We start from the raw sequence: 26,389 nt of genomic DNA, 5'->3' as shown, positions 1-26,389 counted from the left end.
CAACTCTACGACAATTGGGTTGCGGCCTTCATGCTTTTTACAAAAGCCTTTAAGTCCGCTACTTGCTGCGCGTTATTGTCGAGGTTTTTCTCGATAAGCGCAACCACAGCCGAACCACTAATGGCACCGTCTGCGCCTGCTGCTAGCGCTCGCTGAACATGTTCCGGCTGGGATATACCAAACCCAAGCAACGTTGGCGGGGCACCTGCTTCTTTCAGTTTATTAATCAGTTCCGAAGCGGGGGCCTGCATTTGTGTGTCAGCACCGGTAACCCCTGAACGACTCAGTAGGTAGACATAACCCGCACATTGCTTCGCGATATCAATTAATAGCGCATCACTGGCATCTGGTGGCGCAATAAACACCGCTTCAATTCCAATTTCTTTGGCTATGTCGGCGAAGCGTTTGGCTTCTTTGGTCGGAACATCAGCAATAAGCACTGAATCTACGCCTGCATCTTTCATTTGCTGGTAAAAGTTGCGAACACCTTTCGCGTAGATTAAGTTTGCGTAAACCAATAAGCCTATGGGTATCTGCGGTGAATAGTCTCTAATTTCTTTTAAAATCTCTAAAATATGCTTAAAGGTTGTTCCCGACTCTAAGGCTCGTAAATTTGCCCGCTGGATCATGGGACCATCAGCAACCGGGTCTGAAAATGGCAGACCCAATTCCAGCGCATCGGCACCACCATCAATAAGAGCCTTGATAACGTCCACACTTTGCCCCGGAGTTGGGTCTCCAAGTGTCACAAAAGGAACGAAAGCACCCTGGTTATTAGCTTTTAATTGTGCGAAACAGCTTTCATACCGGCTCATTTTTGTTCTCCTTTCGCGCTAACTTCAGCATTTTCCTGAGCACTAAAAATACGACGTACGTGGTCAATGTCTTTATCACCGCGGCCGGATAAGTTAAGTAGTAATATTTCCGGAGCATCTGGTTCTGCGGCTCGTTTTAGCGCGTAAGCCAGCGCATGGGCAGGTTCCAGCGCAGGAATAATGCCTTCATGGCGGGAGAGCAGCTTAAAGGCTTCCAGTGCTTCTTCATCGGTTACTGATTCGTATCGCGCCCGACCAATAGCTTTTAAATGCGCATGTTGAGGGCCCACGCCGGGGTAGTCCAGACCGGCTGATACTGAATAGGACTCCTCAATTTGTCCTTCGTCGTTTTGCATTAAAAACGATAGACAACCATGCAAAATCCCGGGTTTACCCGCAGCCAGCGTAGCGCCGTGCTGCTTGGTTTCAACACCTTTACCTGCAGGCTCAACACCTACTAAATCAACACCTTCCTCGTCGATAAAGTCGGCGAACATGCCAATGGCGTTGGATCCGCCGCCGACACAGGCAATAACTTCGTCCGGTAAGCGACCAGCTTGCTCGATAATTTGGGCTTTAGCTTCTTCACCAATCATGCGGTGAAATTCACGCACTATAGTCGGGAAGGGGTGTGCGCCTGCAGCTGTTCCTAATAAGTAGTGGGTGTTGGGATAACTTGCTGTCCAGTCACGCAGAGCTTCATTGACCGCATCTTTTAGAGTACCGCTACCGGTATCCACAGGTACCACTTTTGCGCCCATTAATTCCATACGGAAGACATTGGGCTGCTGGCGCTCAACATCTTTTTTGCCCATATAAATAATGCATTCCAGGTCCAGCAGTGCGCAGGCCAGGGCTGTTGCGGTGCCGTGCTGCCCTGCACCAGTTTCTGCAATAATGCGCGTTTTACCCATGCGCTTAGCCAGTAACGCTTGTCCCAGCACCTGGTTGGTTTTGTGGGCGCCGCCATGAAGTAAATCTTCACGTTTAAGATAAATTTTGGTTTTATTTGGGCTGTTCAGCGGCAGGTTACGGCACAAACTCAGTGGTGTCGGTCTGCCTAAGTAGTTTTTCAACAATCCGCGAAATTCAGCCTGAAAGTCATCGTCCTGTTGTGCCTCTATAAAGGCCTGTTCCAACTGCTCTAGTGCGGGTAGTAAGATCTCAGGAACGAACTGGCCGCCGAAATCGCCAAAATAAGCGGGTAATGACTGACTCATACAGCCTCCTGTTGGGTATTCTTATTTGAAAGATGTTTTTCTGAAAAACGACCATAATGGCGGATTTTCGTGAATGTTTGAGCTACTTTTTGGCTATTTTTAATGCCAGGTTTCCATTCGGCTTGAGAGTTAATGTCCACTCCGGCAAAGCCTAACTCTATTGCACTGCTGATGCTTTCAGGGCCAATGCCTCCGGCTAACAGACAACGTTGACGCTCCTCTGTACTTAATGGTTCCAGCAACTCCCAGTTAAAAGCCTTGCCGCTGCCACCACCGCGGTTATCCAGAACAAATGCATCAACCGCAAGATCCGGCAACTGTGCCGGGCTTTCAATAGCTAAAGCTTTCCATATTTTTACTGCTTCCAGACCTGCCTGACGCAATTGCTGACGTAATTGAACAACATAGTCGATATCTTCATGGCCGTGCAGTTGAATAGCAGAGAGCCCGACGTATTTTGCCGTGTCGATAAGGCTCTCTAACGGTTGATCAGCAAAAACACCCACATACTCAAGTCCGTTTGCTTCAGTTGTTATTTGCTTTGCCTGCTTCAGTGTCACACAACGAGGTGAACGCTCAACAAATATTAGCCCGCCGAATACCGCACCCTGAGAACGTGCGTTTATGGCATCTTCAGCGCGAGTCAGACCGCAAACTTTATTTTGTCCATAAAGCAGTTTGCGGCAGGCTAAATCAACGTCCGGCTGGGCGCTCAATGCGCTGCCGATAAGAAAGCCGTTAACAAAAGGGGCAACCCGGCGAATGTCGGCGTGCTCAGCAAAACCTGACTCTGCAATGAGTAAGGCATTTTGGGGAGCCAGCGGAGCTAACTGCGCACTGCGGTTCGGCTCAATGCTCAAGTCTGTTAAATCGCGGTGGTTAATGCCAATGATGTTTGCGTCCAGTTTCGCGGCACGTTTCATTTCTTCTTCGTTGGCAACTTCGGTGAGTACATCCATCGCAAGTGACTCAGCTATATCGCGCAGGGCGATATATTGCGCATCATCCAGGACTGATAACATAAGCAAAATAGCATCCGCACCAAAGTAGCGGGCGCGGTAAACTTGCTCTTCATCAATAAAAAAGTCTTTGCATAAAACCGGCTGGGTAACCTGCCGGCGCACGGCTGTCAGATAGTCCAGTCGCCCCTGAAAAAACTCAGGCTCGGTTAATACGGAAATAGCTGCGGCATAAGGCTGGTAGCTTTTTGCCAACTGTGGTGCGTCAAAGTCAGCACGAATTAAACCTTTTGAAGGAGAGGCTTTTTTACACTCCAGAATAAAACCTGCCTGCTCACCGCTTAATGCTTCATATAAGCTACGGTCACTGGGTCTGAGCTGAGACTTTATTTCACTCAGGGGCATGAGCTCGGCCTGAGTTTTGTTCTGCTCAACCTTGCGCTCAACGATCGTTTTCAGCACGTTCTTTTCTAAACGAATGGTGTCAGACATGATAGGTCTCCTGAGCATCCTGCACCCGACGTAAATGCAAGAGTGGCTGGCCGGTGTCTAAATGCTCCATTGTTGCTGCGGTTGCGGCTTTCATATCGTTGTATTGTCCACTTAAATACAGCAAAGCGGCAACGTTCATTGCAACCGAGTGGCGCTGAGCCGGGCTGCCGCCTCCGGCAAGAATGTCTTCCAGAATACGAGCGTTAAAGTCAGCGTCACCGCCTTTCAGTTCATCAAGCGGGGCGCTGGGAACCCCAAAGTCATTAGGTGTTACATGGTAGTCATTGAGCTCGCCGTTGCGCAGTTCAATAACTCGCGTTGGCCCATGCAGAGCCAGTTCATCCAGCCCGCTTCCGTGTACGACCATAGCACGTTTAACCCCCAGTCGTTGCAGGGTTTCAGCCATTGGCCTTACCCATTCCTCGCTATAAACACCGAGCAGTTGAGCATCAGGACGCGCAGGGTTAACTAAAGGACCAATCAGGTTGAATAAGGTGCGTGTTTTCAGCGTTTGCCTTACCGGCATCGCATGCTTAATACCCGGGTGATAATGCGGAGCAAATAGAAAGCAAAAACCATTATCGGCTAACTGAGTCGAGGCATCCGACGGATCCAGATTAACGCGAAGTTTGAGTGCTTCGAGTACATCAGCTGAGCCTGAACGTGAAGACACACTGCGATTACCATGTTTGGCCACAGCCAGACCCATACTGGCGGCAACTAAAGCCGCCGTCGTAGAAATATTGATGGTATTACTGCCATCGCCGCCGGTACCACAACTGTCAATAACCGTGGTGTCGGAGCGTAAGAATGGCTTCGCTGCGGATAATATGGCTTCAGCGGCACCGGCTAACTCGGCTGGGGTCTCGCCCCGCATTTTCATGGCGATAAGTGCGGCGGATACCTGAATGTCGTTGAGCTCGCCTTTAATTAAGCGCTGGAAAAACTCACGGGTTTGATCTTGTGTCAGAGACTCACCAGACATCAGAGTTTGTAGGGCTTTCATGGCTTTGCTCCTGTTAATAAGTACTGAATACTGTTGCTAAGTAATTGTTTTCCCTTTGGCGTTAGAAGCGATTCAGGGTGAAACTGAAAACCAATGGCATTGGTGTTGTTTTCTTCTTTACCGAAGAATTCAGCAGCCATAGGAATACTACCGTCAGGGCCATCCAAACTGGCAATTATGCTCACTGTGGAGGGCAGGTCATAACCGCTAAGCGAGTGGTAACGAGCCACAACGCATTGGTTGTTGTCTGTCGCGCTGACAAACACCGGGTGTGGCACGGTGTCTATTTTTGCGGTTTTACCATGAACAATCTCACCACAGGTATCCACGCGGCCACCGGCGTGTTCAATGAGCGCCTGAAAGCCGAGGCAAATACCCAGCATGGGTATGCGGCCACCGCAGTATCGGATCACTTCCATTAAGTTGCCTGCGTTTGCTGGGTGCCCGGGGCCGGGTGAGAGGCAGACCAATTGAGGGCCACTGTAACTTTCCAGCTGTTCGATCACATCGGCTGCGGCCAGCTGGTTACGGTAAACGACCAGTGGAAAGCCTAACTGGCGCAACTCATCCACCAGGTTGTACGAGAACGAGTCGACGTTATCTATCAGTACGATACGAGCTGACTGAGTCATTATACCGCCTCCTGGTCAGGTAAAGTGTGAGCCTGCTGAATTGCCAGAATAACGGCCTTAGCTTTGTTTTCGGTTTCGGTTACTTCGCTGGTCGGGTCTGAGTCATGCACCACGCCGGCACCGGCTTGCACTATGGCTTGGTTGTTTTTAACGAAAGCGGAGCGAATAACAATACAGGTATCCATGTCACCATTACCGGCCAGATACCCAACAGCACCACCGTAGCTACCGCGGCGTTGCTTTTCGACCTGACGGATTAAAGTCGCAGCACTCACTTTGGGTGCGCCAACTAAGGTTCCCATATTCATGCAGGCACGGTAAGCGTGAAGGGCATCGCAATCGTTTCGTAGTTTTGCTACTACGCGTGATACCAAATGCATCACATGAGAATAACGGTCAACCTGAAGTAGATCGGCAACGTACCGGGTGCCGGTTTCACTAATGCGGGCTAAGTCGTTGCGGGCTAAATCAACCAGCATTAAGTGTTCTGCCAGTTCTTTTTGGTCCAGGCGCAGCTCGAGTTCCATGCGGCTGTCGAGGTCTGGGTTAATACTGCCGTCGGCGCTCTTACCGCGGGGGCGAGTGCCGGCAATAGGATAAAGCTCTACCTGATTGATGTCCTGCTGGTATTTCAATGCAGATTCAGGCGAAGCACCGAACAGACAAAAGTCCGGGTGACTCATAAAAAACATATAGGGCGAGGGGTTGTTCTTTTTCAATTGCTGATAAGCGGCTAACGGGTCAGGGCAGGGCATTTTAAAACGCCGGGACGGCACCACCTGAAAAATATCGCCCGCGACAATGTTTTCTTTCAGCCGGGTCACAATGCGTGCAAATTCTTCCGCTGAGGGCGTGGCTGTTACTTGTACATCAACCGGCTGCGGCTGAGGTTCTATTGCCGGTAGCTGACAACGTGCGGCCAGTTCTCCAACACGCTGGCTTATAGTCTGATAACGTTGGTCGTGGCTCTCTCCGCTGAACACGCTGCCAAGCAGCTCAGTGGTCTGCTGTTGGTGATCAATAATTAGCAAGGTTTCCGCCAGGTAAAAGACATAGTCAGGGCAGTTGTTCTCGCCTTCATCAACTTGCGGTAGTTGCTCGTAGCTGGCGACAAAGTCATAAGCAAAAGCACCGCCAAGAAAAACCGAAAACGGATGCTGTTTTGCTGTGTTGTTGGCTTTATTGAGCTTTTGTTGGAGTACTCGCAGCGGCTCCATGTTACTGATTTGACGTAAGCGGGAGTCTTCGTCAATCGGTGTATTTGCTGCACTGAAAGTTAACCTCAGTTGTTCAGGCGTTCTTTCAATGGCGGCACTATCTTTGAGCTGCTCTTCAATCCAGCTGAGCAGAACAGCACCATTATCGGTCAGGGCAATAATAGTGACTTGCTGGTCGTTACAGGTAATTCGTAACGCCGCATCAATCAGTAGCAAGCTCTTTACTTGTTGCTTGGTGCCGATATCAGCTGAGTCCAGCAGTAAATGTTCACCTTGTGTGCTGCAGGTATTCTGAAATACTTTTAGTGGCTCCGCCTGATAGGGCAGCGACACTCGCAGTGTTTCTAAATTGCCGTTTTGTTCTGTTGTCAGGTTTTTCACCTCAGACCTCGTTTTCTCTTGTTGTTTTTCAAACCTGCTCCAGTGAAACGGCAATAAAAAACCCGCTCAAAGGAGCGGGTTTCTCAAAGTGAAGCTATTTACGTTACACGCACAACTACACCACCCGCTCATTTGGGAAGTGCCACCACCAATGTTGTGTTGTTGTACGTAAAAACATAAGTTGTATAGCTCTCTTAATGCAATTTAATGCTGACAAACTAACGCTTGCGCGAAAGTCTGTCAATAGTTGTTTTTCTTTCAGTTTATACTTTCTATTTATATTCTGCCGGTTTGCCTTTTGAATCAGACTTACGAATAAACTCGCGTAAATCATCATTCGCCTTCTCCAGGTCAGCACGACGCAGATACATCATATGACCACTACGGTAACCTTTAAAGTCAATGCGATCAGTCATCTGAGTACTTGGATCCAAATGCCAGGTTGTGTACTTCGCGTCGAAATAGTTGGTTGCACCGTCAAAGTAACCTGACTGTACTAACACGTTCAGATAAGGGTTTTGTGCCATGGCCTGGCGCAGTTGCTTACCGGTGTTGTTGTTCGTGCGATCCCACGGGTGAACTGGGCCAAACATGTTGTATTTAATGTCGGTCACAAAGTTTAATTCTTCACGCAGGTAGTAGTTAATGGCTGGCGTGAACGAGTGTAACCAAGAAGTCAGTTCGGCGTTAAAGTCCGGACGGTCACCAGCGCGCTTTTCATCAAGTCCAAGGTAGCGCGAGTCTAAACGGCCAATGGTACGGTCACGGTCACGCAGTAACTCCTTCCAGAAGTACCAGGTGCTTGGCGCTAAGTTGTTATCCAGTACAGCCTGCTTCGAAAGGCCTGAATATTTAGCGACTTGTTCTGCCATTTGTTCACGTGCGTCATCTGGTAGCATGGCGCCTTTGGCTAATGCAGGTAAATACTCGTTCAGAGTGAAGCTTTCTACTTCAGGCAATAATTCGTCTAAATCTTTACTCTGTAAAGCCTCTGGCAGTGCGTCGTGATACCAGGCGGCGGCTGCAAAGTAAGGTAATTGGTTCGCTTGTTTTACCGGTCCGTCACGGTCAATGCCGATATCAGTTGGTGAAACTAAAACAACACCGTTCAAATACATCCACTGGCTATTCTGAAGCTCTAGTGCAAGGCCAGATACACGGGTTGTGCCATAGCTTTCACCAATTAAGTACTTAGGCGACTGCCAGCGGTTCATGCGTGAAGTAAAAGTATTCATCCATTCGGCCAGGTATTTCACGTCGGCATTAACGCCAAAGAACATGTCTTTTTGCTTCTCGCGAGACGGCATTTCACCTTCTTCATTCGGCAGTACGCGTGAATAGCCGGTGTTAACCGGGTTAATGAAAACAATGTCGGCAACATCGAGAATGGAGTGCGGGTTGTCCTGCACGCCATAAGGCTGAACCGGGTAACCTTCATCGCTCAGGTTTAGCACTTTTGGACCGGTGTAAGCAATGTGCATCCAGACCGATGCCGAACCCGGGCCACCGTTAAAGGAGTATACAATCGGACGAGATTCGCGGTTATCAACGTCCTGACGTTCATAATAGGTGTAAAATAGTGATGCGGTCGGATTGCCTTCGTCGTCCCACACGGGTTGAGTTCCTGCGGTGGCTGTGTAGTCGACAGTTTCGCCTTTAATTTCTACGCTGTGTTCGGTAACGACTTCGGTGTCGACCGGCAGCATACGCTTGTGGTTATTCGGGGTTTCTTCTGCAGTAACGGGCGCAGAAACGATTGAGCAGCCCATTAAAGTTAAAGAGGCAACTAAAGCGAGACTCTTGTGCATAAGATTGTTCTCCGTTTTTATAATCTTGCCTCAGATTAACAAATAATTACTTTAAAGAGTCAAAGGTTATGCGATTATTGGGTTTATTCCTGCGACTGGAACCTATTTGAATGAGGTCATCAATGAAATTTACAACTATAACGCGGGCGGCTTTTTGGTTGTTCTTACCCCTGCTGAGCTTCTCCGTTGCGGCTCAGAATTTGTCTGATGCGATGAAAGAGGGGTTACAGACAATGGCTTCGGAGCAATTAAATGCGGATCTGGAAGTAGGCGAACTTGAGGTTAACTCATTAACCAATGGCCTGACCGCAAATAATGTTCGTTTTGCGACCCGGATCAAAGCCTTGTCGGAGCCTGAAAATCAACTTCTACTGGCTAAGCAATTAATGCTAACCGGTGACTGGCAGGCGCTTGGCAGCAGCCGTGTGGATATTTCTAAAATTGAGATGTCCGGCGCTCAGTTAACCGTCGCATATTACGATACCGGACGCTCAAACTTGCATGAATTTCTAAAGCAAATGAGTGGTGTTAAAGTTCAAAAGGTGAATTCGGTGCCTTTAAATTGGCGGGTTGATGAGTGGTTGATGGAAGACGTTACCATTAACTTATTTGATAAAGGTGAGCCAATTTTAAGTGTGCATGTTGACCAGCTTAAATTGAAAGACCTGCAGTCAATGCAAGATGCGAATGATCAGGTGCAGGAGCTGTTGTGGCCGATTTTTGAGCAGGTTTCGAAACAAGTGCGTAACGGAAACCCTAACGTACAAGTCGATAGCATGGCGCTTTCAAGGTTCTTATTGCGTGAAGCGATGGCGTTCTGAGCTTGAGTTAAACGGGTTTAAGCAGTAAAGTTAGAAAAAATTAAACACCCGTTTAAAATAAGAGGTTGGCGTGGAAAAATCATACCCAAATTTACTGAAACCCCTGGACCTTGGTTTTACGACATTGAAGAACCGGGTCTTAATGGGCTCAATGCATACAGGCCTGGAAGAAGAAAAAAATGGCTTTAGTAAATTAGCCAGCTTTTATGAAGAGCGTGCCAAAGGTGGTGTTGGCCTTATTGTCACCGGCGGTATCAGCCCTAACTTTCGTGGGCGTCTTGCGCCTTTTGGCAGTGAAATGTCTAAGCCCTGGCACGTGGGTAAACACCGTCAGGTAACCGATGCTGTTCACAAATATGGCAGTAAAATATGCCTGCAGCTATTGCATGCGGGGCGTTACAGTTATCATCCTTTTTCTCTGGCTCCCAGCGCGATAAAAGCCCCGATAAACCCGTTTAAGCCAAAAGCCATGTCGGAGCACCAGATTAAAAACACCATAAAGCATTACGCCCGCGGCGCAAAGCTGGCGCAAAAGGCTGGCTATGATGGTGTTGAGATCATGGGTTCGGAAGGTTATTTAATTAACCAGTTTTTGTGTCCAAGAACGAATAAACGCGATGATAACTGGGGCGGCAGCTTCGAAAACCGTATGCGTTTTCCACTGGAAATTGTAAAAGCTGTGCGCGCGGCTGTGGGTGAAAAATCGATTATTATTTTCCGGTTGTCGATGCTGGACTTAGTTGAAGACGGTCATCAGCTGGATGAAGTTCTGCAACTGGGAAAACTGCTGGAGCAGGCGGGCGTTACCATTATTAATACGGGTATTGGTTGGCATGAGGCCCGGGTACCAACCATTGTTACCTCGGTACCACGTGGCGCCTTTAGCTGGATAACCGAGCGCGTACGCAGAGAATTGTCGGTTCCTGTGGTTGCCGTTAACCGTATTAACACGCCGGAAATTGCCGAGCATATTTTAGAAAGCAACCAGGCTGACATGGTTTCTATGGCACGACCGCTACTGGCTGACCCGGAGTTTGTGAAAAAAGCGGAACAAGGCCAGTCTGAACGTATTAATACCTGTATTGCCTGTAATCAGGCCTGTCTGGATCATGTGTTTGAGAATAAAAGGGCGTCCTGTTTAGTTAACCCCCGAGCCTGCTTTGAGCAGGAGTTGGTAATGAAGCCGGCTGAACAGAAAAAGCGCATTGCGGTCATTGGTTCTGGCCCTGCAGGGTTGGCCTTTGCCTGTAATGCTGCAGAGCGCGGTCATCAGGTCGATTTGTACGATAAGTCCGAAGAAATTGGCGGTCAGTTTAACTACGCTAAACAGATTCCGGGTAAAGAAGAGTTTTATGAAACCCTGCGCTACTTTAAGTACCGCATTGAAGACACCGGTGTTAATTTGAAGCTTGGAAAAGAGCAAACTTGCGAAGGGTTGCTGGCAGAAAAATACGATGATGTGGTTCTGGCAACCGGAGTCAGCCCTCGCCAGGTCGATATTCCGGGTGTTGATTTGCCGCATGTGCTGGGTTACTTAGATGTTTTACGTGACCACAAAGCTGTGGGTAAAAAAGTGGCTGTGATTGGTGCCGGTGGTATTGGTTTTGATGTCTCTGAATACCTGACCACCGAAAAGTCACTGACACTGGATGAACCAGAGTGGTCAGAGCGTTGGGGTATTGATAAAAGCTACACTGATCGCGGCGGTCTGAAACCGCAGCAGCCAGAGCAAAGCCCGCGTCAGGTGTGGTTGCTTCAGCGAAAAGAGAGCAAAGTCGGTAAAGGCTTAGGTAAAACCTCTGGCTGGGTTCATCGTAACGAACTAAAAAGTAAGTCTGTGAATATGTGGAATGGGGTCACTTATCACCGCATTGTGCCAGAAGGTATTGAAATAGAACGTGAAGGTGAAAAACAATTGCTGGAAGTCGATAATGTGATTATTTGTGCGGGGCAGGTACCACAGCGGTCATTACACGACGCGTTGCAGTCGGCCGGCCAGACTGTACACCTAATTGGTGGGGCCGATGTTGCTGCCGAACTCGATGCCAAACGCGCGATTCGTCAGGGTACAGAACTGGCGGCGGAGATTTAATGTCAGTTTACGATTTGCATTGTCACAGCACCTGTTCTGATGGCTCTTTGTCAGTGTCGGAGCTTGTGCTGCGCGCCTGCGAACAGAACGTCGATGTACTGGCGATAACCGATCATGACTGCGTTGACGGGCTGGCAGAAGCGAGTCGTCTTATTGAACACGAGAATTTGCCAATAGAGCTGGTGAACGGAGTTGAAATTAGTTGTCGTTGGCACAGTTTTGAAATTCATATTGTTGGACTTAATATTGACCCAGATGCGGAACCCTTAAAGGTTTTATTGAGCGAACAACAGCAACGTCGCTATGATCGCTTTGATGCGATGCTTGAAAAGCTATACCAGCGCGGTGTCAGTTTATCGGCAGAAGAATGCGAAACGGAGGGGTTGCCAACACGTAAGCACATTGCTGACGCTATGGTACGAAAAGGTATTGTCAGTAACCCTCAAAAAGCTTTCGATCGCTATATTGGCAAAGGTAACAGCGCCTATGTCAATCCCGAATGGTGCGATATTCCCACTGCGATAGAAGCCATCCACGGCGCCGGGGGGAAGGCGGTACTGGCGCATCCCCACGGTTACAAAATGTCGAATAAATGGCTGCGCAAGCTTTTAATACAGGGTAAAGAGTGGGGGCTCGATGCCATGGAAGTCAGTTTGTGTCAGCAGTCTCCCGGTCATCGTGATGCATTAGCGAAAATGAGTCAGGAATATGGTCTGCTAGCCTCGCAGGGGTCGGATTTTCACTATCCGGGGAATTGGCGCGAACTTGGTAAAAATCTTTGTCTGCCAGCGGACTGTGTGCCAATATGGGAGCATTGGTCACAGTAGAAGGATTGAGGTGAGATTATGAGTCAATATTTTGAAATTCATCCGGAAAATCCTCAAGCACGTTTAATTCAGCAATCGGTTCAAATTATTCGTAAAAGTGGGGTGGTGGTTTACCCTACTGACTCGGGTTATGCCATTGGTTGTCAAATTGGCAATAAAGCAGCAGCTGATCGTATTTGCCAGATTCGTGAAATAGACAAAGAGCACAATTTTACTCTAATGTGCCGTGATTTATCTGAGCTTGCGACTTATGCCCGGGTTGACAACGATGCCTTCCGGTTACTGAAAAACAACACTCCCGGACCTTACACTTTTATTCTGAAAGGAACGAAAGAGGTTCCCAAGCGGCTGTTGAACCCCAAACGTAAAACTATTGGTATACGGGTTCCGACTAATCGTATCGCAATGGCTTTGCTGGAAGAGTTGAATGAACCTTTAATGTCGACCAGCTTGATCCTTGGCGAAGGAATGCTGGCTGAATCTGATCCGGAAGAGATTCGGGATAAGCTGGAAAAGCTGGTGGATTTAATTATTGATGGTGGTCATAAAGGTGAAGAGCCAACGACGGTTGTGGATTTATCTGAGGGAGCACCGACCATTCGTCGCGAAGGTTCCGGAGACGTAGAGCCTTTTGATTTTTAGTCAGTTAGACAGGCACTCGGTTTAATTATGGCGGAACAACAGTCACTGCCTTTAGGCTTTGTTCGCGGCGAACCGGTTATAGAAAAGCCTGAAGACCTCTATATACCACCGGATGCGCTGGAAGTTATACTCGACACTTTCAGTGGTCCGATGGATCTCTTGTTGTATTTAATTCGCAAACAAAAGCTCGATATTGTGGACATGCCTATTCTGGCTATTACCCGGCAATATGTTGAGTATGTGGACATGATGCAAGAGTTGAAGCTGGAGCTTGCCGCCGATTATTTAGTGATGGCGGCCATTCTGGCCGAAATAAAAAGCCGTTTGCTGTTGCCGAAACCGCCTCAAGAAGAGGATGAGGAAGAAGACCCTAGAGCGGAACTTATAAGACGCCTACAGGAATATGAAGCGATACGCCAGGGGGCTGAATATATTGATCAGCAACCGCAGGTGGGGCGGGACATTTTATTGAGTGAGGTTGGCAGTAATGCACGCGAGTGGTTAACGGCTGCACCTCCGGAAGTGACTCTTGAAGACTTAACTCTTGCTTTTAGTCGAGTGTTACAGCAAGTGGAGTTAAAAGCTCACCACCAGATAAAGCGCGAGCAACTATCGACACGAGCGCGGATGAGTCAGGTACTGGAGTTGTTGAACCATAAAAAGTACGTTTCTTTTAGCCAGCTCTTTACTCGAAAAGAAGGTCGCGCCGGAGCTGTGGTCAGTTTTTTAGCAATTTTGGAACTTGTGAAAGAATCAATGGTAGAATTGTCACAAGTAGAGCCTATGAGTGATATTCGCCTGAGTTTGAGACAGCACAATCAAGATGAATCCGTTACAGCTTAAACAACTTATTGAAGCGGCCTTGTTTGCGCATCCGCAGCCGTTATCGGCTGAGCAGCTGTATCAGCTGTTGCTGAATGAAGGCGAGGCCTCGCTGGCGGCCATAAGGCAGCAACTTAAAGAGTTGCAGTCAGACTATCAGGAACGTGGTATTGAGTTGGTAAAAGTGGCTTCCGGCTACCGTTTTCAAACCCGGGCCGAGCTGGGTCAGAGGTTAGCCGGGCTTTGGCAGGAAAAACCGCCTCGTTACTCAAACGCTTTGCTGGAAACTTTGGCATTAATTGTTTACCGGCAGCCCATTACGCGTGGTGAAATTGAACAAATACGCGGTGTAAGTGTCAGTAGCCAAATAATGAAGACACTGCAGGAACGAGGCTGGGTTAAGGTTGTAGGGCACAAAGAAGTGCCGGGAAGACCTCAGCTTTATGCCAGCACTAACGATTTTTTAGATGATTTTAATTTAAGTGACTTATCAGAATTACCTGATATCGACACACTTAATGAAGATGATGAACGTACCGCTGAGACAGCGACTAACGAGAGAGATGATTCGTAATGACCGAGAAATTACAAAAGGTTTTAGCCCGATCTGGACATGGTTCGCGCCGCGAAATTGAAACAAAAATTTCAGCCGGCCGAATTCGTGTGAACGGCAAAGTAGCACAATTGGGTGAGCGTATTGATGCCGACGCAAAAGTACGCATTGATGGCCACGAAGTTCAGATTAAACCTGAAGAAGAGGTCATTTGCCGAGTTCTGATTTACCACAAGCCCGAGGGTGAATTGTGTACGCGCAAGGATCCGGAGGAACGGCCGACCGTTTATGACCGCTTGCCAAGAATGAGTGGTGCGCGTTGGGTCGCTGTGGGGCGGCTTGACGTGAATACCTCGGGTCTGTTGTTATTTACTACCGACGGTGAGCTTGCTAATCGCCTGATGCACCCCAGCCAGCAGGTTGAACGTGAATACGCGGTACGGGTGTTTGGTGACGTGGATGAAGCCATGATGCAACGCCTGAGAAAAGGTGTGCAACTGGAAGATGGCCCTGCGCATTTCAATAGCATAAAGCCTGCCGGTGGTGATGGCATGAACCGCTGGTTCCACGTGACCATCAGTGAAGGGCGTAATCGTGAAGTTCGCCGCTTGTGGGAGTCGCAGGAAGTGCAGGTCAGTCGTCTTATCCGTGTTCGCTATGGCGATATTCCTCTGGAACCCGGTTTACCGCAAGGTGGCTGGGCGGAAATGTCATTGCCTCAGGTCAATGCGTTAAGAGCTCAGGTTAACTTACCGGCGGAAAAAGAGTCGTTTCTCGACCCTCGTCATGAAGAGTCTAAACAGCGTCGTTTTGCAAAAATTCGTAAAGCCACCGCCCGCCACAGACTGGATAAAAAACAGAGTAAACGACGGGGTAAGTAAGTGACCACTACTGCCCGCTGGTTACCTGATTTTATGGAAAACCAGCGCTTGTTGCTGGCCTGGCCATACCGGAGTGATGTCTGGCGTAAGCATGCGGATCCAGCTCGAGACGCTCTCATAAAGTTAATAAAACAATTGCCTGATAATACGCCGGTTTCGCTCGTTGTTCCTGCGAGCATAAGCGACAGTGTACCCGAGGCACTTAAATCCGTTCAGCGCATAGAGCTGGATTATGACGATATCTGGCTACGCGATACTACACCACTGTGGCAGTTAAATAGCGACGGTCAGTTGGCGGCATTGTCTTTTGATTTTGATGGCTGGGGTGGTGTCCAGAACGTTATTGCTGCTGATAAAGCCTTTAGTCAAAGCCTGTGCTCTCGCTTGATGTGTCCAGTAACAAATAGCCTGCTTATTGCTGAAGGCGGTGCTTTTACGCACAACGGCCAGGGTGACTGGCTAATTGGTCTGGCCTGTATTAAGCAGCGAAACCCGGCAATGACAGAGCCGCAGATAAAGTCGTTATTAGGTCAGTTGTTGCCCGGGCAACGTTTGCACTTTTTTGATGGTGGATTGGTTGCTGATGAAACGGGCGGGCATATTGATAATATGGCGTTATTCGTTGACGCAAATACTGTGTTGTATGCTGCCACTGATAATACAGCGCATCCGGATTATAAAACCTGCCAGGCGCTTAAAAAACTACTGGATAAACTGCCTGCTTACATTCAAACCATTCCTTTACCTTTGCCGCCTCCACAACTGCCAGCTCGTGAAGAAAGAGCGGGGGTGGAGCTTACATCGTCAAGCTTAAAACGTACCGTTGAACTGCCTTTACTGTGCAGTTATGTGAATGTTTTGCAAACGAGTAAACTGGTTGTGGTACCTCAATTTGGGTTAACCACAGACGTTCAAGCCGTGCGGACTGTTCGCGAAGCTCTTCCTGAGCGCAAGGTTATTGCCGTTGAGGCACGTGAATTTGTCTTAGGGGGCGGCGGTTTGCACTGTATCAGTCATAATTTGCCTAAATTTGAGGCTGATGAGCTTTAATCAGTGATGATTAGGCGCTCCCGGCCTTTATCCTTAGCTTCGAACAAAACATCATCCGCACGTTTATAAAGAGAATCAAAGCTATCTTCCGGGTGAGCGTTGCTGAAGCCCATACTGAAGGTAATGCGGTAGTCTTCCGGCAAACCGCTAATGGGCTTGCTGTTCATTTCTGCGGTAATGCGCTCAAAGATGTTTTTCGCATCCTCTTTACTGACATCGAAAAAGACCAGTAGCCACTCTTCGCCTCCCAGACGACCAAAGTTGTCCTGATCACGCAGACTGAGTTTGGCAACTTCTGCGAAACGTTGTAAAACGCGGTCACCAACGTCATGACCAAACTGATCATTTATTGCCTTAAAGTAATCGAAGTCGACAACGGCCAGGGCTAACTGACGCTGCTGCTCACGAGCCTGCTCCAGACCTTTTTTGCAAATACGGACAATAGCACGTCGATTCGGCGCATTAGTTAAGTCGTCTTTTAATGCCAGTTCGGCGAAGTTTTTACGAGCCCGCCATTGCTGATACAGAAAAGCCGAGACAATAATAACCACTAAAAGACCTGAAATAATAACCCACACCAGCAGGTAATAGGAGGTTTGCTGCTCCTGCAGTTCTAACTGCTGCAACTGATTTTCTTTTTTAAGTAACTCATTGGTGGTTTCCTGCTCTTTAATTTCCAGGCGCACCATAATTTCTTGTACTTGTTTATCCTGAGTTTGCTCGTTTACTTTCTGCATATAATCGACGGAAGTTTTGTAACGCTCCAGAGCTGCTTTATAGTTTTCTTTACTCTGATAATACTCAGACCAGCGTTCATTCAGGGTTTGATATAACTGATTATCGGTCAATGTGTTAATAACCGAACTGGAAGCCTCTAGCTGAGCAAGCGCATTTTCAAGTTGGTTGGTACCCAAATAAGCTGAAACCATGGCTAGCCGGGTCTTTGCTTCCATAGGGTGTGCGCCGGCTGACTTAAATTGTGGCATTGCTTTATTGAGGCGTTCCAGGGATTTCTGATAATTTTTGTTTTCGATATTAATAGATGCCATTTGGAAGAGAGCATAAGCGACGCCAAGATCATCTTTAATGGCTTTACTGATTTCTAAAGCCGTCTCGAAATGCTGTCTGGCTTTTTCATCATTTCCGGCGGCTTGATAACCAGTGGCTAAATTGTACTCGAGTACAGAAACATCCCATTGACCTAAATGTTCTGTGCTGATGTCGAGTGCATCCTGAATGTGTTCTAAGCCAATATCGTTTGCGCCAACATCGAGATAAATAGAACCAATTAAAGCGTGAAACTCTACCTGCAACCTGGGGTGTGCCGTGTAGGCATTACGATTGAGCTTTTCCAGAGTCTGCAGTGCATGGGCTATATCCCCTGTATTCTGCATCACTTGCGCATGAAGTATGTCTGCTTCTATCTGTAAATCTTTATTACCTGAAGCCTTAGCGTTTTCTATTGCATAGGTAATGCTGGTGTTGGCCTGGCGAAGCTGACCTCTTTGTAAGAAATACCATGTTTGGTTAATTCTCAACAGAGTTTTTGCAATTTTTGAGTTGGCCAATTCAGCAAAGCGTAAGCCTTCATCTATAGCTGCATGTGCTTTACTTTCATGACCGGAATATCGGTAGGCTTCAACTTGCAGTGCGTAAGCCATTGCCAGTTCTTCAAACTGGCGCTGGTTATCGTACTGTTCTATTAATTCAGAAGTCTTTTTTATCCAGGCATCTGGATTACTGCTGGCATCAACACGTTGCTGCTGCCACTCCTGAGCTGAAACTAATGAAGTGACAGCGAGTAAAGTGATAAATAAAAGGCTCTGAATTTTTAGGAACAAAATGGCTCTTTCTGTTGCAAAATTGTTGAATATCAAGCCATTTTACTCCGAGTGCTCAACATAGCAACGATTTAATTGTCAGAGTCCGGCTGAGTTTGGGTTGAGAATATAACCTCTACCTGTGCCTCAATGGTTTGTTGTCCAGGTAATGACACTTTATCTGAGCGGCTACTCATTTCTGCCATTTGCATAACCACCGGTCGTGACATAGAGCGTTCAGCGATACTTAATGTTCCCGTCAGCTCTAGACCCGCAGCAGTAGCCAAACGCTCGGCCTTATTTTTTGCTTGTTTATAAGCGTTGATCAGTGCTTGTTGATATAAACCTTGCTGGTCACTAATTTCAAACCGAACCTGACCAACGCGAGTGACGCCGCGCGCTAGCGCTAAGTCGATAATATCGTCGTAGTTTTCGGGCTCTAACAAAGTGACCTGAACTTCGCGTTGAACGACAAAACCATCTTGCTCTGTTTTCCCGTCATCGTTTTGTTCATACCGAGGGTAAATTTGTAGTTGGTAAGAACGAATATCTTTGTCTTCTATACCTTTACTATTCAGATCGTTAATTAAGCGGCTAGTGGTGTTATCGACTAATGTTTTTTGTGAGCTGAGTTTATTCCCGCGTTCTTCTATCCAAAAAGTCAGTGACATCTGATCCGGAATAGCAGAAACACTGCCGCTACCGGATATTGATAAGGTACGCTCGTCTGCTTGAGCGAAAGTGGTAAATCCTGCGGTAAGAAAGGCAAGACAAATGAAGAGAAACCTTGATTTTGAATTACTCTGAGTCATATTAAGCATCCTTAGACCAAATTCCATAGTTAGGCGTTGGAGTATAGACCATGGATGAAAGTTCAGAATATGACGAAAAAGCTTTGCGGGATAGTGCCTTTCGTTTGTTGGCAATGCGCGAGCAGAGCGGAACTGAATTAAAGCGTAAATTAATCCAGAAACAATGGCCTGCAGAAATGGTCAATCGCGTTGTCGACGAGCTTAATAAGGAGGGATGGCAGAGTGACGAACGCTTCGCCGGTAGCTTTATTCGTGAAAAAGTTGGGCAAAAACAGGGGCGATTAAAAATCATGGCGCAGGCCACTCAGCAAAAAGGCGTTGCTACGGAAATTGTTGAGGACTTGCTCGAATCCATGGAAGTTGATTGGTTTGAATTGTGTGCCGAGCTAAAGCAGAAAAAGTTTGGCGATGATGACCCGGCCGATGAAAAAGAGTGGAGTCGACAGGTACGCTTTTTGCAGCAGCGAGGTTTCACTCCGGAGCAAATTTTCGCTTGCGTCAATCGACCACGACGCTAGGCTAGGCGGCTACTTCGTGATAGTCTTAGAGCATTAAAACATTGACCTAAAGTCACTCAGTTAAGAAAAGTAGGACTCAATATGAGCATGAACAGTGCCCAAATTCGTGATGCATTTTTAAATTACTTTGCTGAACGAGGACACGAGAAAGTTCCGTCAGCATCGATGATCCCCGGTAACGATCCCACCTTGTTATTTACCAATGCAGGTATGGTTCCATTCAAAGACGTTTTCCTGGGTACTGATAAACGTCGTTATGATAAAGCCACTTCGGCGCAGCGCTGTCTGCGTGCCGGCGGTAAACATAACGATTTAGAAAATGTTGGGTACACGGCCCGTCATCACACTTTCTTTGAAATGATGGGTAACTTCAGTTTCGGCGACTACTTTAAAAAGCAAGCTATTCAGTATGCCTGGGACTTTTTAACCAAAGAGTTGAAGCTGCCGGCTGAAAAGCTCTGGGTTACGGTGTTTACCGAAGATGATGAAGCCTACGATATCTGGGTGAAAGACATTGGCGTACCGGAAGACCGTATTTCGCGTATTGGTGAAAAAGACAACTTCTGGTCTATGGGTGATACCGGGCCTTGTGGTCCATGCTCTGAAGTGTTTTACGACCACGGTGAAGAAGTATGGGGCGGCCCTCCGGGAACTCCTGAAGAAGACGGTGATCGTTACATCGAAATTTGGAACCTGGTCTTTATGCAGTATAACCGTCAGGCTGACGGTACCTTAGAACCTTTGCCTGATCCTTCTATTGATACGGGCATGGGGCTGGAGCGTATTTCTGCCATTATGCAGAACGTTCACAGTAACTATGAAATCGATTTATTCCAGGCGCTGATTAAAGCGGCGGCTGAAATTATTGGCACCAATGATCTGGATAATAAATCATTGCGGGTTATTGCTGATCATATTCGTTCATGCTCCTTCTTGATTACCGATGGAGTTATGCCATCAAATGAAGGCCGTGGTTATGTTCTGCGCCGTATAATACGTAGAGCCGTGCGGCACGGGCACTTACTTGGCGCTAAAGACACCTTCTTTTTCCGTTTGGTAGACGAATTGGCTCGCCAGATGGGTGAAGCGTATCCTGAGCTGGAGCAGAAAAAGCAAATTATTAAAGACGCCCTGGAACGGGAAGAGCAGCAGTTTGCGCGCACGCTGGAGCGTGGCCTGGCGATTTTATCAGACGAAATTGCCGAGCTGAAAGGTAATGTTATACCGGGCGACGTGGTCTTCAAACTCTATGACACTTATGGCTTTCCGGTTGATTTAACTGCGGACATTGCCCGCGAGCAGGAATTGACAGTTGATGAACAAGGCTTCGAACAGGCTATGTCAGAGCAGCGTCAGCGGGCTCAGCAGGCTTCTCAGTTTGGAATGGATTATAATCAACAGCTTAAATCTGACAATAAAACCGCATTTACCGGTTACGATGACGTTGCCGGGCAGGCAAAAGTGGTCGAGTTATTTAAAGATGGTAAACCGGTAGAGCAGTTGCAGGCGGGCGAAAACGGCATTGTGGTTTTATCAGAAACTCCATTTTATGCAGAAAGTGGTGGTCAGATCGGTGACAAAGGTGTTTTGGTTGTCAACGGACCGGCATTTGAAGTGACAGACACCCAGTATATTGGCAAAGCGATAGCGCACCACGGCGTAGCGAAAGCTGCGGTTAAGCTCAACGACAGCGTAAAAGCCGAAATTGATTCTGAGCGTCGTGAGAATATTAAACGCAACCACTCGGCAACGCATTTGCTGCATGCAGCGCTTAGAAACTTGCTGGGTGAGCACGTTACGCAAAAAGGTTCTTTGGTCGAAGCGGACAAAATGCGTTTTGACTTCTCGCACTTTGAACCAGTGACGACTGAGCAGTTGGCTCAATTAGAGCGTGAGGTAAATGCACAAGTTCGCGCTAACCTGCCACTGCAAACCGAGCTCATGGCTATTGACGAAGCAAAAGAAGCGGGCGCAATGGCCTTGTTCGGCGAAAAGTATGATGAGCAGGTACGAGTTGTGCGTATGGGAGATTTCTCCATGGAGCTTTGTGGCGGTACTCATGTCAAAGCGACAGGCGATATCGGTTTATTCAGAATAACCTCAGAGGGCGGTATTGCTTCGGGTGTGCGTCGCATTGAAGTGGTAACCGGAGAAGCAGCCGTACGATATACTCAACAGCAGCAAAGCGTATTGCAGCAAATTGCTGGAGAACTCAAAACAGAACCAAGCTCTGTGGCCGATAAAGTTCAGCAACTGCAGCATAAGTTCCGTGAATTAGAGCGTAAGAACGAGCAACTGCAACAAAAACTGGCACAGCAGGCTGGTGGTGGATTAATCGCTCAGGCTGTTGATATTAATGGAGTTAAAGCAATCATTGCGGAGTTAGATCAGGCCGATCCAAAATCTTTACGTGGATTAGTTGATGATCTGAAGAACCAAATGGGCTCAGGTATCGTATTATTAGGAACTGCAAACGGTGATAAAGTCAGTTTAATTGCTGGCGTTACTACCGATTTAACGTCTAAAGTTAAAGCAGGAGATATCGTGAATCAGGCTGCAAATGTCGTTGGTGGCAAGGGCGGAGGTCGTCCTGACATGGCGCAGGCAGGTGGTTCACTCCCGGAACAGTTAAATGAAGCTTTGGCTACTGCGACGACTTGGTTACAGCAACAGCTTTAGCTGTCGCTGTAAGCGATTAAAACACAACGAAAAATTATGCGCTTCGTTATAGTGTAATCACTCTCAGTGTTGGTAGACTTGCTTACGCCAGTTCAGGGAAAAGTTCGATATTCGCGGTAAGAATCGGAACAGTATTGAAGGAGCAATCTATGCTAATTTTAACTCGCCGTGTAGGTGAAACATTAATGATAGGTGATGATGTTTCGGTCACCGTTCTCGGCGTTAAGGGAAACCAAGTACGTATTGGTGTTAATGCCCCGAAAGACGTTTCCGTTCATCGCGAAGAAATATACATGCGCATTCAGTCTGAAAAAGACGATGAGCAAGACAAAGAATAAGTGATTAGACAAGACCGGCGAAAGCCGGTCTTTTTTTATGTTTTTGAGCATTCTGAAGAAAAATCGCGCGAGATGGTCAATTATCCCACACTTAAACCCTAGTTTTTAAAAAAGCGATTGACATTATTGCCAACATCGCTAGAATTCACGCCACAACGATTTGGAGAGGTGGCCGAGTGGCTGAAGGCGCTCCCCTGCTAAGGGAGTATAGGGTTTGTAGCCCTATCGAGGGTTCGAATCCCTCCCTCTCCGCCAGTCGTTTACAGTAACAATTACGCGCTCGTAGCTCAGCTGGATAGAGTACCTGGCTACGAACCAGGCGGTCGGAGGTTCGAATCCTCCCGAGCGCGCCATATTGTTACTAACCTGAATACGCGCTCGTAGCTCAACTGGATAGAGTACCTGGCTACGAACCAGGCGGTTGGAGGTTCGAGTCCTCCCGAGCGCGCCATTCTTTTTTATATCCCCTTAAATTATCTTCTTTGCTCATTAGTCCCTTTGAATATTTTTTAATCTCATTTAAATCCTGAATACCCACTATTTACTGCTGTATCTCCTTGCGTGACTTGCTACCATGGTATTTAATAATTTTATAACAATACCTTAGCAACCAATCAGGAGTGCTTCGTGTCAGAATTGCTCAGTCAAGCTGCGCAACTCATGCTGGTAGGCATGGGCGCAGTCATCATCTTTCTTTGCTTACTGGTCGTTGCCATGAGCGTTATGAAACGCCTGATCCCAACACCAGAGCCTGTTGCCAGTACTCAGCCTTCAGTCGAAAGTAATAGCTCTGATGCAGCAAGTCCTGCGGTACTGGCTGCAATTTCTGCTGCGGTACACCGTTATCGTCAAGGCAAAAAAGCAGCGAATAACAAGGAGAAATCACAATGAGTAAACCCCTGTTACTAACAGAGTTGGTGCTTCGTGACGCACATCAGTCACTACTCGCAACGCGTATGCGTCTGGACGACATGCTTCCCATTGCTGAAAAGCTCGACAGCATCGGCTACTGGTCAATGGAGTCCTGGGGTGGTGCGACTTTTGATTCTTGTATTCGCTACCTTGGTGAAGATCCCTGGGAACGCATTCGTGAACTGAAAAAGGCTATGCCGAATACTCGCCAGCAAATGCTGCTTCGAGGGCAAAACCTGCTGGGATACAGGCATTACGCCGATGACGTGGTGAAACGTTTTGTCGAACGCGCAAAGGAAAATGGTGTTGATGTTTTCCGTATTTTTGATGCGATGAACGATGTTCGAAATTTAAAAACAGCAATAAAAGCGGCAAAAGACGTTGATGGCCATGCGCAGGGCACTCTCGCTTATACTGTCAGCCCGGTTCATACCCTGGATAAATGGGTAGCAATGGCACAGGAATTGGAAGATTTAGGCTGTGATTCGTTATTCATTAAAGATATGGCTGGCTTGTTAAGGCCTAACGACGCCTATGAACTGGTTAGCGCGTTGAAGGAAAAGACGGACTTGCCAATTGCTATGCAGTGTCACGCAACAACGGGCTTAAGTGTGGCAACCTACCAAAAAGCCATTGATGCTGGTATCGATATGCTGGATACCGCCATTTCGTCAATGAGCATGACTTACGGCCATTCGCCAACAGAAACCCTGGTTGCAATGACAGAGAATACCGACCGGGACACAGGCTTGTCATTACCTGACTTAGCTGAAGTAGCCAGCTATTTCCGCGACGTGCGCAAGAAATACGCTAAGTTCGAAGGTTCTCTCAAAGGGGTTGATGCGCGCATTCTTCTGGCTCAGGTACCGGGAGGTATGCTGACCAATATGGAAGGACAGTTAAAAGAGCAGGGTGCGCTGGATAAATTTGATGAAGTTTTAAAAGAGATTCCGAAGGTACGTGAAGACCTTGGATTTATCCCTTTGGTTACGCCAACCTCACAAATTGTAGGAACCCAGGCGGTTCTGAACGTGTTGAGCGGTGAACGTTACGAGAATATCTCTAAAGAAACTGCTGCGGTTCTTAAAGGTGAATATGGAGCAACCGCTGCAGAAGTTAATAAAGACTTGCAGAAGCGCGTTCTGGACGGTGAAGAACCTATTACCTGTCGCCCGGCGGATTTACTGGATAACGAACTGGATGCGCTGACCAAAGAGCTAAAAGATAAAGCGACAGATGAAGATATTCGTTTAGCGGATGATGTTGTTGATGATGTCTTAACTTATGCACTGTTTCCGCAAATTGGGCTTAAATTCCTGAAGAACCGTGATAACCCGGATGCTTTTGAGCCGGCACCTGGAGAAGAACCTGAAGAGCAAACGGAATCTAAAGAGCAACAAGCTCCAAAGGCAACCGGAGATGTTGAGCAATACGAAGTTGAGGTTGAAGGTAAGCGTTATAATGTAAAAGTCGGCCCAGCGGGTCAGCTCGATTCTGTGAAGTCATCGTCCTCAGCAGAGTCTTCACAATCATCACCTGAGTCATCGCAGCAATCATCAGGTGGATCAGGCGAGGGTGAAACTATTAAAGCGCCATTAGCCGGTAATATTTTTAAAGTTGTAGCCAAAGAGGGCGCTGCGATTAAAGCCGGCGACGTTGTCTTAGTAATGGAAGCGATGAAAATGGAAACCGATATTAAAGCACCAAAAGACGGTACTGTTCAGTCTCTTCATGTAAAAGAAGGTGACGCAGTGACCGTGGGTGATGCTCTGGTGACGGTAGGCTAATATGGAAAAGCTGCAGATTTTATGGGAAACCACCGGCATTGCTGCAATGACATTCGGCCAGTTCAGCATGATTCTGGTGGGTGGGTTGTTGTTGTATTTGGCAATCTCAAAGAAATTTGAACCTCTATTACTATTACCTATTGGCTTTGGCGCAATACTGGCAAATATCCCCTTAGGTGGCTTCACCGAGCCAGGTGGAGTTCTTTATTACGTGTATAGCGTTGGTATCGACACCGGTGTGTTCCCTTTGCTTATTTTTATGGGAGTTGGGGCGTTAACCGATTTTGGTCCCTTGCTGGCAAACCCTAAAATGCTGTTTTTGGGTGGGGCGGCTCAGTTCGGTATCTTTGCTACCTTGTTTGGAGCTATTGCTTTGAATGGCATACCGGGCATTGAGTTTTCGATGTCCGATGCGGCAGCTATTTCAATTATAGGCGGCGCTGATGGCCCCACTGCTATTTTCCTGGCGTCGAAGCTGGCACCGGATTTATTGGGAGCTATTGCTGTTGCCGCGTACTCATATATGGCGCTGGTGCCTATTATCCAGCCGCCAATAATGAAACTGCTGACAACTCAGGCCGAGCGTGAGATTAAAATGGAGCAGTTACGGCCGGTAGCTCGTCGTGAGAAGCTTTTCTTCCCGTTAATAGCTATGGGGTTAACGCTGCTGTTTTTGCCTTCAGCAACGCCTTTGGTTGGCATGTTCTGTCTGGGTAACTTAATGCGTGAATCTGGCGTGGTGGAACGCTTAACGAAGACCACTCAGAACGAGCTGATTAATATAGTGACCATCTTTCTCGGTTTGGCTGTGGGTTCTAAATTGCAGGCGGAGCAATTTCTCAGCTTCCAAACGCTGGGCATTTTGGTATTAGGTGCCGTTGCATTTGCCATAGGAACTGCCAGTGGTATTTTAATGGCGAAATTAATGGGTAAATTCAGCAAAGACCCGATTAACCCGTTAATTGGTGCTGCTGGAGTATCCGCTGTACCTATGGCAGCACGGGTGGTTAATAAGGTTGGTTTACAGGCTAATCAGCAAAACTTCCTGTTAATGCATGCGATGGGACCTAACGTAGCCGGAGTATTAGGCTCAGCAGTTGCAGCGGGGGTTTTACTGGCATTGGTTTAACGTCCGGTCAGAAACATCATCGCCGTGTAAAAAGCGGCGATGACAGCGCTTATCACCGCAATATACACAAAGCCTTTGTAACCTTGTTTGATACTCCAGCCATTAGCGCGTAAATACAGCAACCAAATCAGACTGAGCAGCAGCGGAATAATAAAAAAATAGCGGATCATAGTAAT

General features: G+C 47.6%; 24 protein-coding genes, 3 tRNA genes and 1 other annotated feature. Of the genes, 17 read left to right on the top strand and 10 right to left on the bottom strand.

Going from position 1 to position 26,389, the window contains the following annotated elements:
* Window positions 1–5: 5 nt before the first annotated feature.
* The 7 genes from trpA to RJ32_RS09885 all read right to left on the bottom strand — a co-directional run bounded on the left by trpA (window position 6) and on the right by RJ32_RS09885 (window position 8,530).
* Window positions 6–815, bottom strand: a complete 810-nt coding sequence (gene trpA, locus RJ32_RS09915) for a tryptophan synthase subunit alpha (RefSeq protein WP_011234992.1) — start codon at window positions 813–815, stop codon at window positions 6–8.
* On the bottom strand, window positions 812–2,035 hold the full coding sequence (trpB, locus tag RJ32_RS09910; protein ID WP_011234991.1) for a tryptophan synthase subunit beta: 1,224 nt from the start codon (window positions 2,033–2,035) through the stop codon (window positions 812–814). Before trpB ends, trpA begins: the two co-directional genes overlap by 4 nt.
* A complete protein-coding gene (gene trpCF, locus RJ32_RS09905; protein ID WP_011234990.1) occupies window positions 2,032–3,486 on the bottom strand; it encodes a bifunctional indole-3-glycerol-phosphate synthase TrpC/phosphoribosylanthranilate isomerase TrpF in 1,455 nt (484 codons plus the stop codon). Before trpCF ends, trpB begins: the two co-directional genes overlap by 4 nt.
* Window positions 3,479–4,492, bottom strand: a complete 1,014-nt coding sequence (trpD, locus tag RJ32_RS09900; protein WP_011234989.1) for an anthranilate phosphoribosyltransferase — start codon at window positions 4,490–4,492, stop codon at window positions 3,479–3,481. The genes trpCF and trpD overlap by 8 nt, the downstream gene beginning before the upstream one ends.
* Entirely contained in the window at window positions 4,489–5,124 is a 636-nt protein-coding gene (locus RJ32_RS09895) for an aminodeoxychorismate/anthranilate synthase component II (RefSeq protein WP_011234988.1), read from the bottom strand. Before RJ32_RS09895 ends, trpD begins: the two co-directional genes overlap by 4 nt.
* Entirely contained in the window at window positions 5,124–6,722 is a 1,599-nt protein-coding gene (locus RJ32_RS09890; protein WP_034821804.1) for an anthranilate synthase component 1, read from the bottom strand. The genes RJ32_RS09895 and RJ32_RS09890 overlap by 1 nt, the downstream gene beginning before the upstream one ends.
* Window positions 6,723–6,774: 52 nt before the next feature.
* Window positions 6,775–6,879: a sequence feature (Trp leader region), on the bottom strand.
* 115 nt (window positions 6,880–6,994) lie between these two features.
* Window positions 6,995–8,530 (bottom strand): S10 family peptidase, encoded by a 1,536-nt coding sequence (locus RJ32_RS09885; RefSeq protein ID WP_034821801.1) that lies wholly within the window; start codon window positions 8,528–8,530, stop codon window positions 6,995–6,997.
* A 122-nt stretch (window positions 8,531–8,652) separates the two neighbouring features.
* Here RJ32_RS09885 and RJ32_RS09880 point away from each other — a divergent pair, with 122 nt between their 5' ends.
* From RJ32_RS09880 to RJ32_RS09845, 8 genes are all read left to right on the top strand, one after another.
* Complete coding sequence (locus RJ32_RS09880) at window positions 8,653–9,351, top strand: hypothetical protein (protein ID WP_034821798.1); 699 nt, start codon at window positions 8,653–8,655, stop codon at window positions 9,349–9,351.
* A gap of 70 nt (window positions 9,352–9,421) precedes the next feature.
* A complete protein-coding gene (locus RJ32_RS09875; RefSeq protein ID WP_034821795.1) occupies window positions 9,422–11,443 on the top strand; it encodes an NADPH-dependent 2,4-dienoyl-CoA reductase in 2,022 nt (673 codons plus the stop codon).
* The gene (locus RJ32_RS09870; RefSeq protein WP_011234983.1) at window positions 11,443–12,270 is read left to right on the top strand and encodes a PHP domain-containing protein; all 828 of its coding nucleotides are present in this window, start codon (window positions 11,443–11,445) and stop codon (window positions 12,268–12,270) included. The genes RJ32_RS09875 and RJ32_RS09870 overlap by 1 nt, the downstream gene beginning before the upstream one ends.
* A gap of 18 nt (window positions 12,271–12,288) precedes the next feature.
* Window positions 12,289–12,912 carry an L-threonylcarbamoyladenylate synthase gene (locus RJ32_RS09865; RefSeq protein ID WP_034821792.1) on the top strand — a complete coding sequence of 208 codons (624 nt, stop codon included), beginning with the start codon at window positions 12,289–12,291 and terminating at the stop codon, window positions 12,910–12,912.
* Window positions 12,913–12,939: 27 nt separating this feature from the next.
* Complete coding sequence (locus RJ32_RS09860; RefSeq protein WP_034821789.1) at window positions 12,940–13,755, top strand: ScpA family protein; 816 nt, start codon at window positions 12,940–12,942, stop codon at window positions 13,753–13,755.
* The gene (scpB, locus tag RJ32_RS09855) at window positions 13,736–14,308 is read left to right on the top strand and encodes an SMC-Scp complex subunit ScpB (protein ID WP_011234980.1); all 573 of its coding nucleotides are present in this window, start codon (window positions 13,736–13,738) and stop codon (window positions 14,306–14,308) included. Before RJ32_RS09860 ends, scpB begins: the two co-directional genes overlap by 20 nt.
* Window positions 14,308–15,168: a 23S rRNA pseudouridine(2605) synthase RluB gene (rluB, locus tag RJ32_RS09850; protein WP_034821787.1), complete on the top strand. Its 861-nt coding sequence runs from the start codon at window positions 14,308–14,310 to the stop codon at window positions 15,166–15,168. The genes scpB and rluB overlap by 1 nt, the downstream gene beginning before the upstream one ends.
* Window positions 15,169–16,218 (top strand): agmatine deiminase family protein, encoded by a 1,050-nt coding sequence (locus RJ32_RS09845; RefSeq protein WP_034821784.1) that lies wholly within the window; start codon window positions 15,169–15,171, stop codon window positions 16,216–16,218.
* Here RJ32_RS09845 and RJ32_RS09840 read toward each other — a convergent pair.
* Together RJ32_RS09840 and RJ32_RS09835 are read right to left on the bottom strand one after the other, a co-directional pair.
* Window positions 16,215–18,059: a diguanylate cyclase gene (locus RJ32_RS09840; protein WP_235598943.1), complete on the bottom strand. Its 1,845-nt coding sequence runs from the start codon at window positions 18,057–18,059 to the stop codon at window positions 16,215–16,217. The genes RJ32_RS09845 and RJ32_RS09840 overlap by 4 nt on opposite strands.
* A 71-nt stretch (window positions 18,060–18,130) precedes the next feature.
* Window positions 18,131–18,850: an SIMPL domain-containing protein gene (locus RJ32_RS09835; RefSeq protein WP_034821778.1), complete on the bottom strand. Its 720-nt coding sequence runs from the start codon at window positions 18,848–18,850 to the stop codon at window positions 18,131–18,133.
* 50 nt (window positions 18,851–18,900) lie between these two features.
* On the opposite strand from RJ32_RS09835, the gene RJ32_RS09830 reads away from it, so the two are divergent.
* The 9 genes from RJ32_RS09830 to RJ32_RS09790 all read left to right on the top strand — a co-directional run bounded on the left by RJ32_RS09830 (window position 18,901) and on the right by RJ32_RS09790 (window position 26,213).
* Window positions 18,901–19,368: a regulatory protein RecX gene (locus tag RJ32_RS09830; RefSeq protein WP_034821776.1), complete on the top strand. Its 468-nt coding sequence runs from the start codon at window positions 18,901–18,903 to the stop codon at window positions 19,366–19,368.
* 81 nt (window positions 19,369–19,449) lie between these two features.
* Entirely contained in the window at window positions 19,450–22,047 is a 2,598-nt protein-coding gene (gene alaS / locus RJ32_RS09825; protein ID WP_034821773.1) for an alanine--tRNA ligase, read from the top strand.
* 149 nt (window positions 22,048–22,196) lie between these two features.
* Entirely contained in the window at window positions 22,197–22,385 is a 189-nt protein-coding gene (gene csrA, locus RJ32_RS09820; protein WP_011234973.1) for a carbon storage regulator CsrA, read from the top strand.
* Between the two features lie 162 nt (window positions 22,386–22,547).
* Window positions 22,548–22,640: transfer RNA gene (locus RJ32_RS09815), tRNA-Ser, on the top strand.
* A gap of 21 nt (window positions 22,641–22,661) precedes the next feature.
* A tRNA-Arg gene (locus tag RJ32_RS09810) sits at window positions 22,662–22,738 on the top strand.
* Between the two features lie 21 nt (window positions 22,739–22,759).
* A tRNA-Arg gene (locus tag RJ32_RS09805) sits at window positions 22,760–22,836 on the top strand.
* A gap of 176 nt (window positions 22,837–23,012) precedes the next feature.
* Window positions 23,013–23,276: an oxaloacetate decarboxylase subunit gamma gene (locus RJ32_RS09800; protein ID WP_034821770.1), complete on the top strand. Its 264-nt coding sequence runs from the start codon at window positions 23,013–23,015 to the stop codon at window positions 23,274–23,276.
* Window positions 23,273–25,084, top strand: a complete 1,812-nt coding sequence (gene oadA / locus RJ32_RS09795) for a sodium-extruding oxaloacetate decarboxylase subunit alpha (protein ID WP_034821767.1) — start codon at window positions 23,273–23,275, stop codon at window positions 25,082–25,084. Before RJ32_RS09800 ends, oadA begins: the two co-directional genes overlap by 4 nt.
* Window position 25,085: 1 nt before the next feature.
* On the top strand, window positions 25,086–26,213 hold the full coding sequence (locus RJ32_RS09790; RefSeq protein WP_011234970.1) for a sodium ion-translocating decarboxylase subunit beta: 1,128 nt from the start codon (window positions 25,086–25,088) through the stop codon (window positions 26,211–26,213).
* Here RJ32_RS09790 and RJ32_RS15065 read toward each other — a convergent pair.
* A complete protein-coding gene (locus RJ32_RS15065) occupies window positions 26,210–26,383 on the bottom strand; it encodes a hypothetical protein (RefSeq protein ID WP_011234969.1) in 174 nt (57 codons plus the stop codon). The two genes, RJ32_RS09790 and RJ32_RS15065, sit on opposite strands and share 4 nt — an antisense overlap.
* Window positions 26,384–26,389 lie beyond the last annotated feature (6 nt).

The organism is Idiomarina sp. 28-8, from assembly GCF_000320945.2.
Classification (GTDB): domain Bacteria; phylum Pseudomonadota; class Gammaproteobacteria; order Enterobacterales; family Alteromonadaceae; genus Idiomarina; species Idiomarina loihiensis.
The sequence above is the reverse complement of the archived record's forward strand: the minus strand, read 5'-3'. Positions and strand labels throughout refer to the sequence as shown.